Below are 14,104 nucleotides of genomic sequence, written 5' to 3' on the forward strand. Positions count from 1 at the left end.
TGAAACGGGTTAAACTGTTCCGCCGCGGCGGATCGAATCCCTCCCTCACCGCAGGAAAAGTAAAAGCCTTCGCAGAAATGCGAAGGTTTTTTTATAAAATTTAAAGATTTCAACAAAGCATTGATCGGCATAAGAGATCAGAACAAACACACCATGGTGGTTGAACTATATCCGCAGATTCTGTTGTGGTGTAAAGAACAACGTTGATTTTAGAAATGTATCCTCCGCTTCCGATCAAATCTTATCCTCCGCTGAATGAATTGGAAGAGGACTGCGACGGCAGATTTATTTTGTGCCAGGTTTTTTTATGGATAGCGGCAAATTTCAATTTTCCGGCAAAACTTCCCAGGTATCCGATACTTGAAAGTATCGGATACCTGGCAGCTTTCAGCAATTTCGAAAACGGTTTTGAGAAAAACAAGGGAAAAAAACTTCAGACTGAAAGAATATTCGCCTTTTTGAAAGGATTATTACTTTGAAATATCCTGTTAAAAATATTATCCAAACAACCACTCCACGTCTTCTTCACTCAGGTTATTGACAAAGCCATCAGCTGTGGAGATCAGATCTTCTGATAAATGTTTTTTTCGTTCCTGGAGAGAAAGGATTTTTTCTTCGATAGTGTCTCTGCAGATCATTTTATAGGCAAAAACATTTTTCGTTTGCCCGATACGGTGAGTACGGTCGATCGCCTGCTGCTGTACTGCCTCGTTCCACCAAGGGTCAACAAGAAATACATAGCCCGCTGCGGTGAGATTTAATCCGCTATTGCCTGCTTTCAGACTTATCAGGAAGATATTGGTTTTGTTTTTCTCATCCTGGAACTGATCAACCATTTCCATGCGTTTTGCAGGCGGTGTACTACCATCAAAATGAAAAAAGCCAATACCGAGTGCGCGAAGCCGATCAGCAATCAGATCCAGCATGCCTGTGAATTGCGAAAACACCAAAACCTTATGATCTTTCAGGTTGCTGGTCAACTCATCACACAGCACATCGATTTTGACTGAATCAGAAGTTGTCTGTTCATCGGGACTGAGCAATAGTGGCGAATTGCATGTTTGTCTTAGTTTGAGAATTCCCTGAAGCACCGCAAGCTTACTCTTATTCAACCCTTCCGATTTGATTTGCAAAAACAGATTGCTCCTGATATTATCTTTTATCTGGTCATAACATTCTTTTTGTGATGGATACATATTGCACCATAAAACCATTTCTGATTTTTCAGGGAGATCGGCCGCTACTTTTTCCTTTGTTCTGCGGAGCGAAAAAGCGGCAGTGAGTTTTTTTAATGCATTCACTTTTTCTTCTTCCTGGTATCGATCGATCGGATCTGCATATTCTCTTTTGAAAAACTCAGGAGAACCTAATAAGCCCGGAAGAATAAAACTGTACTGGGCAAAAAGATCGAAAGTATTATTCATAAGTGGAGTACCACTTAACGCAAACCTGATTTCCGCATTCAGCTTTGCAACTGCTTTTGAAGTGAGTGCAGTCCTGTTTTTGATATTGTGACTTTCATCGAGTACGGCGACATGAAACTTGATCTCCATTAATTTTTCAATATCATTTCGAACCGTATTGTAACTGGAAATCATCACCTGGAAATCCTTTTTTTCATCAAGTAATAATGCACGGTTATTGCCATAATATATCATCAATGATAATGACGGAGCGAATTTCGAAAATTCCTGTTGCCAGTTGTACATGAGTGAAGCCGGACAGATCACCAGAAATTTTGCTTCTGCCGTCATTAATGCACGATGAGCGATAAAAGAAATCGTCTGCAAAGTTTTTCCAAGACCCATATCATCTGCCAGTAATCCGCCTGCGCCAGCTTCCGCAAGCAGTGCCATCCACTCGAATCCTTTTTGCTGGTAGTTGCGCAGCTTAGCCTTTATCGTTGAAGGCTGAGGAAACAAATTAATCTCAGTCGAATTCCACTGTTTCCACTTTTCCCACCAGGTTTCTTTGATTACCGTTTTCAGTACCAGTTTGCCCTCGTCATTTTCTGATTCTCCAAAGGCAAGCCAGCGTGGTACAGTGACTTGCTTCCCGTTGATCTTTCCATGCCTCATGATCAATCCAAACTGATCACGGTATTGTTCATCGAGTATGCCCATGGACCCATCTTTCAGCAAAACCGCACGCTGACCTGCGAGCAGTATTTTCTGAATCTCAACTGGTTGAATAATTTCTTTTCCAAACCTGAAATCAAGTTCGATTATAACATCAGCACCATTGGTCTGAACGATTTTTGAATTTGCTTCAATTTTAAAAGAAGAATAACGGAAATGTTCGAGAAGGTCCATTCCTATCACTTCGGTATTCAATTCCAGCAACCTGTGAAAGGTATTCAGGAACCATTGTTTCTTTTGCGCTTCAGCGAATGACAAATAATAAGAACCGTTTAATTGCCTTGGAAAATTCGGATGAAGTGATTTCAGAAACTGATCGAAATCTTTTTCTGATTCCTGGTCTCTTAGAATAGTGTATGCCTTTCCGTTAACAACACGATGATCTTCTTTTTTGAATGGCGGATCAAGAACAAAACCATCATACTCCCATTCCGGATTGAACACCAGGAATTGTTTGCTGATTTCACTTAGCCGCACGCGGTTTACCGGTTTTACCTGAATAGCAACAGTATCGAAAAGATTGTTACGTTCGACCTTGTTGTTTTTTTCAAGAACAGCCAGTATATTTTCTTCGAATGCTGCTATGTTCAGACCAAATTGTCCGAGATCTGTTTTCTCAATCCAGCGGAGTGTTTCATAGTCAGTGTAGCTCAACTGGTAATAAACGGAGTCAAGTTCGATCAGAAATCTTTTTCTTTTTATTTTTTCTGATGGCAGGGGCTGTCCGTTTACTATAAATAAAGGCTTGAGATCAAACGAAACATCCGATCTCGAAACAGAGAACTGTAATTGCGGCCTGGTAGTGCTGAAGGTGCAAGGTTGATTCGAAAAACGCTTATTGTCGAGCTGGATTTTATGATAAGTATCTACCTGTTCTGCAAACTGTTTGAACTCAGCAAATGCTTCATGCAATCTTCGTAATCTATATGATCCGGTAGCTTCCCTGAAGGATTTTACCGCTTCCTTCCGCGAGTATTTTTTTTCTGCTTCGGCAGTAATCCTGTTGTTCCCATCAACTGTAAATTTTTCCAGCGAATTGCGAAATACCGATTGGTTCAGAAAAAAATATTTCTGTATTTCATCGGAGTTTAATTCTTTCTCTTCGAATACAGGAATGCCGCCCTTTTTTGAAATATGAAGGGAACTAAAAAAAGGTTTTTCTGTGTGCAGTAGTGCCGGATTAAACAGCAATACCACCTTATGCTTCACTGGTTCGGACATCACTGATTTTGAAATAATTTATCAGAATGAAAAGCGCGAATATAAATCAGAATTGATGTTTGGGAATCAAAGAATTTGTCTGTGTAAAATCTGTATTTAATGCTTTATCTACGGGGTTTTTATTGACAAACATATCCTCCATCAACACTGAACAACGAGCCTGTGACAAAAGTAGCTTCATCTGAAAGCAGAAAAGCCACCGCGTTTGCAATTTCCTGCGGTTGACCTATTCGTCCCCATGGTTGAACTTTGTTGAGGTCGTTCATCACGTCCTCTTTCCTGACATGGAATGTATTTACAAAAGTGTTGACGGCATTGTCGAGCAGGGGAGTATCAATTGTGCCTGGGCAAATACAGTTTACCCTAACCTGGAAGGGTGCACAATCAATGGCAGTGCTTTTTGTCAATTGGCCTATAGCACCTTTTGTAAGACCATATACCGCGCTGCTGGCTTTCCCTACAAAACACTGATCTGATCCCATAAGAACCACCGAACCGCTTTTTTGTTTTTTCATTATGGGTAGTACCTCGCGAAGCAGGAGAAATGTACCGCGGATATTAATGCTCATAATATTATCCAGTTGCTCAGGCGAGGTGCTTTCAATATCAGCAAAAAGATGAACGCCTGCATTGGAAAATAACAGGTTAATTTGTCCGTGTTTCTCAAAAACAGTTTTTACCGCGTTTTGAATCTGGGTGTAATCGCGAACATCACATTGGATAAATTGCGGATCGGGCTCGGCGGGGCCTTTATTATCGAAATTGTATACGATGGCTCCTCTTGATTTTAAGAGTTCAAAGGTGGCTCTACCTATTCCTGAATTTGCTCCCGTAACGATGGCTATTTTTCCCTGCATAGTATTCTTTCAGTTTTAAATCGAGGTCGTGAAATTAGGGATACGTGAGGAAATTAATGCATATGTGGGTTGGACGTTAAAGGTTGAAAGTGTAGAGTTGAACAGTCCTTTGAGAGGTCGATTAACGATCAGCGGAATTTCCTGTTGGTGCAATTCGTAGTTTTAAAGCGAACTAAGGTTTCCCGGTTATTGAAGTAGCGCGGTTACTAAACATCTTCATAGGTTTTTCTGATTGATCAATCACCATAAAGAAAATGACGGTATAACCCCCAGGTATTCCGTCTGTACCTTTTACCCGGATTCTATGCATGCTGTTGTTTAAAGACATCAGTTTGTATTCGCATTCTTTTATCCGGTATACCCGATATTCATCTTTTGCACCGGATTGTTTATCTATCTGGAATTGACATGAATCTTTGCTTCCAATGATCAATGTCGCTGTCTCTGATTGCCCGTTTTTTTTGAGGCGCAGTTTATAGGCGGTACCAGATTTTCAAAATCAACATTTTCCCTGGATACATCTGCTTCTTTTCCCTGTAAACAGAATAACCATAAGTTCTGAAAGAATCAGAAGGAAGCTGATCATTGTTAATGAAACCACCCGGTTGAAATTTCTTACCGTATTGCCATTTGCGAATGGTATCAGCGCTATCAATGCACCAAATCCAACTGCCAGAATAACCAGCAAAATAGTTCCACCAAAAACATTCAGTAAAAAATCTGTCGGGACACCAGAGGCTGAAAGATCTGCTCTTTCCGAATACAGGTATTGGAAAAGCAAATAAAGCATCAGTAAAACCGCCGTCAACCGGAGTCCTTTATTTTTCATTTGGTTATAAAATCAGAAAAAGGTAAAATACTTAAACAATCCGGTAATATCGATCTTTTCAATGTCACGATATTTGGCAACCTTAGCCGAATAGCAATCTGGTTAGCTTTGGCTCTGATCTTATACGGCACAGTTAAAAATGCCCCCTCTTTTGAGGGGCATTTTTTTAAGTTAATAGGTACAGGGAAGAAGCAAGTTTCGAGGCCCGAACTGCGAAGAACGAATGGAGTAAAGGCAGGGACCGAAGGGCAAAATACGAATGGAAAAAGTCTGAAATACAGAGGAAAGGACGGGAAACGATAAACGAACAACGAAGTAAAGTGAAACTGCTAGTTTTGTATATTGATTCTTCAAACAGCCTTACTGATTTTAGATATGAAACAAAAAGTACTTAAAGTACATCCAGAGGATAATGTGATCGTTGCACTGACAGATCTTTCAAAAAATGATATCATTGATTTTGAAGGAACAGATTATATACTCGCTGACGATATTCCTGCCAAACATAAATTTTTAACCAAGGATCTTTCCGAAGGTGATTCTGTTTATATGTATGGAGTTCTTGTCGGTAAAACTAAATCTCCGATTAAAAAAGGTGGTATTATTTCGACTGCAAACCTGAAACATGCGAGTAATGAGTTCAGTCTGCACGAAAGAAACACAGATTGGGCAAAGCCGGATGTTTCTGAATTCAGCAATCGCACGTTTATGGGTTATCATCGTGCGAATGGCGAAGTTGGTACAGCCAATTACTGGATCGTCGTGCCATTGGTTTTTTGTGAAACGCGAAATATGGATGTGTTGCAACAGGCACTGGTGAACAACCTGGGCTATGGGAATCCGGATGGCTACAGCAACCAGGCACAACAACTTATTGGATTGTACAAAGCTGGCAAGTCTGTAGAAGAAATCCTGGAATCGGATCTGGGTTCTGCAGGAGGAAATCTGGAATCAGAAAGAATATTTCCTAATGTTGATGGAGTAAAATTCCTGAACCATCAGCTCGGTTGTGGTGGTACGCGACAGGATGCAAGAGCTCTTTGTGGTCTGCTCGCAGGTTATATCACCCATCCGAATGTTGCCGGTGCAACAGTACTCAGTCTTGGCTGTCAGAATGCGCAGGTTTCACTTCTGGAAGAAGAGATTATCAAACGCGACGTCAATTTCAGCAAACCAATCTTTATACTTGAACAACAAAAGATAGGAACGGAGTCTGCATTGTTATCGCAAGCGATCAGGCAAACATTTGCAGGATTAATGATTGCCAATATGCAAACGCGTAAACCTGCACCGCTGAGTAAACTTTGTATCGGACTCGAATGTGGGGGCAGTGATGGTTTCAGCGGAATTTCTGCCAACCCGGCGATAGGGTACACTTCTGATTTGCTGGTAGCCCTTGGCGGTAGTGTGATTCTTTCCGAGTATCCAGAGCTTTGTGGAGTAGAACAGGAGTTAAGCGACAGATGTGTTGATCAGGAAAAGGCCGAGAGATTTATGGAGCTGATGCGCACATATAATGATCGTGCAAAAGCAGTAGGTAGTGGATTTGATATGAATCCATCTCCCGGAAATATCCGCGACGGCTTAATTACGGATGCGATCAAGTCGGCCGGAGCTGCAAAAAAAGGAGGTACTTCTCCGGTTACAGATGTGCTGGATTATCCGGAGAAAGTTACCAAACCCGGACTCACTTTATTGTGTACTCCCGGAAATGATGTTGAGTCAACTACTGCTGAAGTGGGTAGCGGAGCCAATATCGTATTATTCACGACAGGACTTGGAACACCTACCGGCAATCCGATAGCGCCGGTTGTTAAAATATCGTCTAATACCAAGCTGTACAGGAAAATGAATGATATCATTGATATTAATACAGGTACGATCATAGAAGGGGAGGAGACGATTGAACAGGCAGGGCGAAGAATACTGGAATATGTGATTAAGGTGGCCAGCGGAGAACAGACGGTGAGTGCCGTCCGGCATAACCAGAATGATTTTATACCCTGGAAAAGAGGTGTCAGCTTGTAAATACAAGTTAAAATGGTTGTGAATACGGTCAATTTGATTTATTTTGGAATCGGATATAATCATTAATATGCAATGGTATTAGTGATCAACCCAACGATGGCCAAGCGTAATGAAGCCGCTCCTTAAAATAGTAGATACCCAACAGAACAGTGCGTTCCAGATCATGAAGGTGAATGAAGCTCATTTCTTTCCTTCATGGCATTTCCATCCCGAATTTGAAATCATGCTGGTGCAGAAAGGGTCAGGAATTCGTTTTGCCGGCGATAGCATGGAACGGTTCCAGGAAGGTGATCTTGTGTTTTATGGCAATAATCTTCCGCATCTCTATCGCAGCGATAAGGAATATTATGAACAGAAAAATGGCGACCTGCGTGCACAGGCAACGGTGGTTTATTTTAAAGAAAATTTTCTAGGCGATAGTTTCTGGAAACTACCGGATGTGAGTTCCATCCGGAAATTGTTTCAGCAGGCAAGAAGAGGAATGAAATTCAAAGGCCGCGCGCAGCAGGAACTCATCAGGCATATCGAGCAGCTCGACGAAAAAAAAGATGGCATTGGAAAAATTATCGATCTGCTGACTATCCTGAAAATTATGTCTTCAACAAATGAATATGATCTTCTCTCAAGCAGCGCTTTTACCGCATATAGTGATGATGATGATTGTGAAAGAATAAATAAGATCTATCAGCATATACTGGACAATTACGCCAGCAATCCGACATTGGAAGAAGTATCAAAACTCGCGTTCATGAGCGAGACTGCTTTTTGCAGATATTTTAAATCCAGGACCAACAAAACCTATATTCAGTTCCTGAATGAAATTAAGATAGGGAATGCATGCAAGATGCTAATCGATAATAAACTGAATATCTCACAGGTTTGCTACCAGACGGGCTTCAACAATTTCAATCATTTCAATAATCAGTTCAAGAGAATAACCGGACTTACACCAGGGCAATATCAGCATAAGTACATCGGCTCTGCGTCAGGTGTGCTTGTGTGATCTGACTTTTCAAATCTTGGGATTTCCCGCAGGATATGCGGATCAAACAGCACGCAGATGTTTGCTGAATATAGAATTATACCAGATCTGCGTTCATCTGCGAGTATTTAATCAGCACTGATCTGCGGGAAAATTTCTGATGGAATGAATCAAAATGAAAGGTGTTGTCGTCTTTGTCAATATTGTTCAGTGCCCCGCTAAATTGCTTCAGCATTTCTTTTTTTTATCTGTTTATTTTTATAGCGTGCCGGTATTTTTCCCGGCAGTTTTTTTAACGATTGCAAAAGCCGGATCTTTATGTCCCTTTCTCTCTTTAATCTCGAAGGCAAAAATGCCCTGGTCACTGGTGCAACACAGGGAATCGGTTTCAGTATTGCACGCGCACTAGGAAAAGCCGGCGCACACATCATCGTAAATGCACGTAAGCCGGAAAAACTGGAAAAAGCATTGGTACTTTTTGACGGAGAAGGTATTTCCTGCAGTGGCTCACTTTTCGATATCACTGATGTTGCAGCGATAAAAAAATCAGTTTCAGAAATTGAAGAGAATACCGGACCTATCGATATTCTTGTAAACAATGCCGGTGTGATCAAAAGGACCGAAGCTGAAAATTTATCTGAAGAGGATTGGGATACTGTAATTGGTACGAACCTGACAGCACCTTTCCTGCTGTCAAAATACGTTGGGCGATATATGATCAAACGCCGGCGCGGAAAAATAATCAATATCTGTTCATTGATGAGTGAGCTCGGCCGTGATACTGTTTCTGCGTACGCTGCAGCCAAAGGCGGATTGAAAATGCTCACGAGAAACCTGGCTACTGAATGGGCTCCACACAATATACAGGTGAATGGTATCGGTCCCGGTTATATCGCAACGCCGATCAATTTATCCTATCGCGAGGCAGGAAATCCTTTAAATGATTATATCGTGAGTCGAACACCTGCAGGCCGATGGGGAACACCCGAGGACCTGGATGGTGCAGCAATATTTCTTGCTTCATCAGCATCTGATTTTGTAAACGGTCAGATCATTTATGTTGATGGAGGATTACTTACTTCCTTTGGAAAACCTTTTGTTCAACAGCAAAACTGAGTTGTCATATGAAAATGAGTTGTCTTTCTGTTTCGTTGTTTCCTGCTATTATGAATGGAGAATTGACGATTAAAGAATACGCGGCATTCTGTAAAAATATCGGGCTGGATGCATTTGATATTGGTCTCATCCTTTTGAAAAATCACACGCCAAAATATATAGACCAGGTAAAAAAGGATATTGCAGAAATCGGCATTCCCCTGGCCATGGTTACTACTTATCCGGACTTTACACATCCGTCTGAAATACAAAGAGAGCGTGAATTTGATTTTCTTGTTCATGATATCGCACTGGCATCTGCAATAGGTGCAAAATTTTTAAGGGTGACGGCCGGCCAGGCACATCCTTCTACATCAGAAGAAGATGGTATCCAATGGGCGGTGAGTTATTTGCGCAAGTCTGCCCCTGTAGCAGAAAAATATGGAATCGAGTTAGTATATGAAGATCATTCCAAACCTGGTGCCTGGGAATATATGGACTTCAGTAATCCGCCGCATATTTTCCTGGAGATTGCGCAACAGTTGAGAGATACGTCGATCAGAATCAATTTTGATACAGCGAACATTATAGTTGCCGGCGAGAATACCACACTCGAAGTACTGGATAAAGTTTATGATAAAGTGAGCACGATACATGTTGCGGAGACTGCGACGCTGGGAAAAATGGATCCGGTGGCGATAGGTACCGGACTTGTTCCTTTCAGTGAAATATTTCGGTACCTCAAATCAAAAAATTTCCAGGGCTGGTTATGCCTTGAAGAATGGGGTAATAAGGGAAAGGACGGAGTTAAAGACGCAGTTGCATTTGTAAGAGAAACCTGGGCAAAATCATAACAAGAAATGGTTTCCACTTTTGATACAGAAAAGAAACCTGGTTTTAAAATCAGGCATTTCAGGTGGTGGATTGCCATACTGCTGGCATTGGCAACAGCAGTCAATTATCTTGACAGGCAATCATTGCCGATCGTGATCAGTGAGTTGCGAAAAGTAATCCCGGTAAATGATGCGCAGTATGGATTAATCAATAGTTTGTTCCTGCTGGCTTATGGAACCATGTACGCCGTTGGTGGAAGAATAATCGATGTACTGGGTACAAGACGCGGTTACGCAGTGATGATCATCTGGTGGTCGCTCGCGAATGTGATGCATGGTTTTGTTGCAAGTGTAGTGGGGCTCGGTGTAGCGCGCTTTCTGTTAGGTATAGGCGAAGGCGGCGGTTTTCCCGGATCGGCAAAAGCCGTGTCTGAATGGTTTCCTAAAAAAGAAAGATCTTTTGCGTTCGGCATTTTTAATACAGGTTCCAGTTTAGGAGCAGTAGTAGCACCGCCTTTGATTGCCGGGATTGTAGGATGGCAGGATTGGCGATGGGCATTTTTTGTAACAGGGGCACTCGGATTAATTTGGGTGATTGCCTGGCTGAGAATATATACTGTGCCTTCTAAAAACAAGTATGTCACCAGCGACGAGAAAATCTATATCGAAAGAGAGCAGGCTGCTGACGGATCATCTGCTCCTATAAAATTACCCTGGCTTAGTCTGTTCAGATTTAAAAATGTATGGGCACTTCTGCTAGTTAAATTTCTTACGGATTCCGGCTGGTTCTTTTTTATTTTCTGGCTGCCAAAATACCTGAGCGATGTCCGGGGGCTTCAAATCAAAGAGATTGGCAGTTATGCGATCATTCCTTATGCAGCAGCAGGCGTCGGAAGTTTCCTCGCCGGATGGATCAGCAGCTACATGTTAAAAAGAAATTTCTCCATTGATGCAGCCCGCAAAATTCCAATGGGTTTCGCCGCAGCTTTGTTGCCCGCATCGTTACTGATCACAGGCAGCTCATTGAGTATGTGCCTGGTATTTTTCAGCCTCGCCATGTTTGGTCACCAGTTCTGGTCAACACTTGTACAAACACTTGCAACAGATATTTTCCCTTCTAAAGTGGTTGGATCGGTAGCAGGATTAATGGGCGCCATTGGTACTTATGGTGCAATGTTGTTCAGCCTGATTGTGGGCTATCTTATCCAGAATTCCGGTTATGGACCGGCATTCATTATTGCAGGAATTCTTCATCCCGTTAGTTTTATTCTCCTGCTGCTGATGGTTAAAAAAATTAAAATGCAGCAGATCGACCAGAAGAGTTAACAGATTTCCCCGCGTAAAAAGACAGCATTGGTTTATTTTTGGTTTTATTCAGATCGATTCTTCGTAGTATCAAGAATGATCTGTAAAGTCAAAATCAAGTTCCAGACCATGAGAATTTTATCTGCCATTTTCATTTTCGTATTTGCTGTACTATCAATAAGTGTATTCGCGCAGGACCCTGCAAAAAAGAAGCTTACACAATATCAACCCAGGATTGAAGGAGAGTGGTGGAGCATTACGGGGCAGCCGGATCTTGGAGAGTTTTCCAGCGATAAACAGCAGCCTGTGGATTTTACAGTATGGCAGGCGAAGGATGATACATGGCAATTGATGTCCTGTATTCGCGGAGTTAATAGTGGTGGAAAAGGTCGTTTGTTTTACAGATGGGAAACAAAAAATTTAAAAGATACTGCATGGACACCGATGGGAATTGCCATGCAGGCAGACACTACTCTTGGTGAAGAGAACATGGGATTGCAGGCGCCATACGTATTTAAGGAGAAAGGAAAATATTATATGGTGTACGGTGACTGGAACAATATCTGTATGGCTACAAGTGAAGATGGAAAAACTTTTACACGTACAAAAAATATAAGCGGTAAACCTTCATTGTTTGCCGGACCACGTACCAACCCGAGAGATCCGATGGTACTTAAGGTAAATGGAATTTTTTATTTGTATTACTGTGCGCACAATGCTAAAGACGACAGAACCGGTCAGGCGCAGGGCTCAATTTATGTCAGGGCGTCCAAGGACCTGATAAGGTGGAGTGAACCAAAAGTGGTGGCGGAAGGTGGTTCTGCTCAACGCCAGACACAATGGTATGGCGGTGATATCGAATGTCCATTTGTCGTACAGTATAAAGATGCTTTCATTCTTTTCAGAAATCAGAAATATGGTAAGGATTATCTGAATACGCAATACTCTTCTGACACTCCATTGGATTTTGGGATTAATGATGATAAGTATCTTGTAAGCCAGCTATCAGTTGCTGCACCAGAAATCATTTACTCCGGAGGACAGTATTATATTATTTCGTTGAAGCCAGGTCTTAATGGGATGAAGATGGCGAAGCTGAATTTTGAGAAAGTGAGGTAAGGTGAACAGCGAGGCAGGAGGCAGTAGAAGACAGCCAGGCAATAGTGAGAAGGCAATAAGCAATAGGAAACAGCCGGCGCCTGCAACTGGAAGATCCTGGTTTTCGTATTGAGATAAAAAAGTCCCCTTATGACTGTTCAAGTGAATCAGAGAACACATCCGTTAAAGTTGGTGCAAACAAAAAGCATTTAACTATTACTATTTTTTTCCGTTTCAATGTTTGGTTTTCACGTTTAAGCATATTAATGCCAGATGAAAATCAATTCAGAACAAAGAATTTTTGCAATTGAATATTGCCTGAACATAATACATATTTGCAGGCAAGTGAATTCTATTTTTATAGTTAATGTTGTTTCTATTTCGGTGATTGTGCTAGTCACTACAAACTAAATCTCCTGCCTCCCCACTCCCGCCTCCCTTCTTGTTAAAATACTTCACTGCTCCGGTAAATTGCTTCACCAATTCTTTCTTTCTGTGTAATATTTTTATGATGTTGTAAAATTTAATACTTCAGTGTATTGAAGTTTTGAACGATTGATTTTGCCAGAACTAACTTTCTCGCCGGACCGGGATAATGTATAGATCCACTATGCACTGTTACCGGACCCAGGATCTTCTTGTTGCAGGCAAATCATTTTCAAAGAAGCTGCAATACTTCTGATTAAAATTATTCAGTACCGGAAATTCGGAATAAGAGAAACATTCGTGAGCGTTTCGTATTGCGGATGGTGAACAAAAAGACTGCGATGAAATTATCAATTGCTATTGCTGATACCCATGCACTACCGAGCGCCTTTGTTGTTTTCAGGGGATTTGACGAATGTATTCCCAAAGCGGCTTCTCTTGGATTTGATGGAGTTGAACTTGCACTGAAAGAAGCAGATGAAATCAATACAAGTAAACTGGCCAGGTTATTAAGCGACAATGGATTGCTGGTGAGTTGTATCTCGACAGGACAGGTGTATGCTGATAGTGGTTTGATGTTTACTCATGAAGATCCTGTAAAGCGCGAAGAGGTAAAACAGATTTTCAGGGAATTGATTGATCTGGCAAAAGATTTCGGAAAGATGATCAATATCGGAAGGGTGAGAGGAAATATTGGCGATAGAAATAAAGACAAAGTAGAAGACCTTTTTGTTGAAGTCGCACGTGAGCTGTGTTCTTATGCAGCAAAAAGAGAAGTGACGCTGATTCTCGAACCGGTGAATCGTTATGAAATTGATTTTATCAATAGTGTTGAAGAAGGGGTGAGCCTGATGAAGAAAATTGACATGCCGAATATGAGATTGATGCCTGACATCTTTCATATGAATATCGAAGACAGGGCAATTGGTGCTGAGCTTGCAAAGCATATCGATTATATCAGGTATATACATATGGCAGATAGTAATCGCCTTGCGCCTGGAAGAGGACATCTCGATTTTAATGAAGTGTTTTATCATCTGTTAAAATCAGGTTATGATGGTTGGGTCTCAGCGGAGATTTTACCTCGGCCCGATCCGGATGAAGCAGCGAAGCAAACAGCAGAGTTCCTGTTGCCATTGATCAGAAAATATAATGCAGATATAAAAACACATGCGGGCAGGAAGGGAAATGGTGCAGTGGCACAGCATGCAGGACTAACCAATAAATAGACACTGAATCACCGGAATTAGAATACACCTGCGGGAGCAGTATGGGCAAACTATTGCCGGTGA

General features: G+C 41.6%; 13 protein-coding genes. 8 read left to right on the top strand and 5 right to left on the bottom strand.

Annotation, left to right across the window (positions count from 1 at the left end):
* Positions 1-215 precede the first annotated feature (215 nt).
* Positions 216-479 (top strand): hypothetical protein, encoded by a 264-nt coding sequence (locus P2W82_RS13060; protein ID WP_336516337.1) that lies wholly within the window; start codon positions 216-218, stop codon positions 477-479.
* 18 nt (positions 480-497) lie between these two features.
* Here the strand turns inward: P2W82_RS13060 and P2W82_RS13065 are convergent, their stop codons facing one another.
* The 4 genes from P2W82_RS13065 to P2W82_RS13080 form a co-directional block, all read right to left on the bottom strand.
* Positions 498-3,359, bottom strand: a complete 2,862-nt coding sequence (locus tag P2W82_RS13065; RefSeq protein ID WP_336516338.1) for a DEAD/DEAH box helicase — start codon at positions 3,357-3,359, stop codon at positions 498-500.
* A gap of 119 nt (positions 3,360-3,478) precedes the next feature.
* Positions 3,479-4,216, bottom strand: a complete 738-nt coding sequence (locus P2W82_RS13070; RefSeq protein ID WP_336516339.1) for an SDR family NAD(P)-dependent oxidoreductase — start codon at positions 4,214-4,216, stop codon at positions 3,479-3,481.
* 172 nt (positions 4,217-4,388) lie between these two features.
* On the bottom strand, positions 4,389-4,649 hold the full coding sequence (locus P2W82_RS13075; RefSeq protein WP_336516340.1) for a hypothetical protein: 261 nt from the start codon (positions 4,647-4,649) through the stop codon (positions 4,389-4,391).
* Between the two features lie 66 nt (positions 4,650-4,715).
* The gene (locus tag P2W82_RS13080; protein WP_336516341.1) at positions 4,716-5,045 is read right to left on the bottom strand and encodes a hypothetical protein; all 330 of its coding nucleotides are present in this window, start codon (positions 5,043-5,045) and stop codon (positions 4,716-4,718) included.
* 375 nt (positions 5,046-5,420) lie between these two features.
* On the opposite strand from P2W82_RS13080, the gene P2W82_RS13085 reads away from it, so the two are divergent.
* The gene (locus P2W82_RS13085) at positions 5,421-7,073 is read left to right on the top strand and encodes a UxaA family hydrolase (protein WP_336516342.1); all 1,653 of its coding nucleotides are present in this window, start codon (positions 5,421-5,423) and stop codon (positions 7,071-7,073) included.
* 109 nt (positions 7,074-7,182) lie between these two features.
* The gene (locus P2W82_RS13090) at positions 7,183-8,076 is read left to right on the top strand and encodes an AraC family transcriptional regulator (protein ID WP_336516343.1); all 894 of its coding nucleotides are present in this window, start codon (positions 7,183-7,185) and stop codon (positions 8,074-8,076) included.
* Positions 8,077-8,152: 76 nt separating this feature from the next.
* Here P2W82_RS13090 and P2W82_RS13095 read toward each other — a convergent pair whose 3' ends face one another.
* On the bottom strand, positions 8,153-8,290 hold the full coding sequence (locus tag P2W82_RS13095) for a hypothetical protein (protein WP_336516344.1): 138 nt from the start codon (positions 8,288-8,290) through the stop codon (positions 8,153-8,155).
* Positions 8,291-8,373: 83 nt separating this feature from the next.
* Between P2W82_RS13095 and P2W82_RS13100 the strand changes: the two genes are divergently transcribed.
* From P2W82_RS13100 to P2W82_RS13120, 5 genes are all read left to right on the top strand, one after another.
* On the top strand, positions 8,374-9,171 hold the full coding sequence (locus P2W82_RS13100) for a gluconate 5-dehydrogenase (RefSeq protein ID WP_336516345.1): 798 nt from the start codon (positions 8,374-8,376) through the stop codon (positions 9,169-9,171).
* 8 nt (positions 9,172-9,179) lie between these two features.
* On the top strand, positions 9,180-10,004 hold the full coding sequence (locus P2W82_RS13105) for a sugar phosphate isomerase/epimerase family protein (RefSeq protein WP_336516346.1): 825 nt from the start codon (positions 9,180-9,182) through the stop codon (positions 10,002-10,004).
* Between the two features lie 6 nt (positions 10,005-10,010).
* The gene (locus P2W82_RS13110; RefSeq protein ID WP_336516347.1) at positions 10,011-11,309 is read left to right on the top strand and encodes an MFS transporter; all 1,299 of its coding nucleotides are present in this window, start codon (positions 10,011-10,013) and stop codon (positions 11,307-11,309) included.
* A gap of 108 nt (positions 11,310-11,417) precedes the next feature.
* Positions 11,418-12,407 (top strand): glycoside hydrolase family protein, encoded by a 990-nt coding sequence (locus P2W82_RS13115; protein WP_336516348.1) that lies wholly within the window; start codon positions 11,418-11,420, stop codon positions 12,405-12,407.
* 746 nt (positions 12,408-13,153) lie between these two features.
* Complete coding sequence (locus tag P2W82_RS13120) at positions 13,154-14,041, top strand: sugar phosphate isomerase/epimerase family protein (RefSeq protein WP_336516349.1); 888 nt, start codon at positions 13,154-13,156, stop codon at positions 14,039-14,041.
* The last annotated feature ends 63 nt before the right edge of the window (positions 14,042-14,104 follow it).

Source organism: Pollutibacter soli, from assembly GCA_029269725.1.
Taxonomy (GTDB): domain Bacteria; phylum Bacteroidota; class Bacteroidia; order Chitinophagales; family Chitinophagaceae; genus Pollutibacter; species Pollutibacter soli.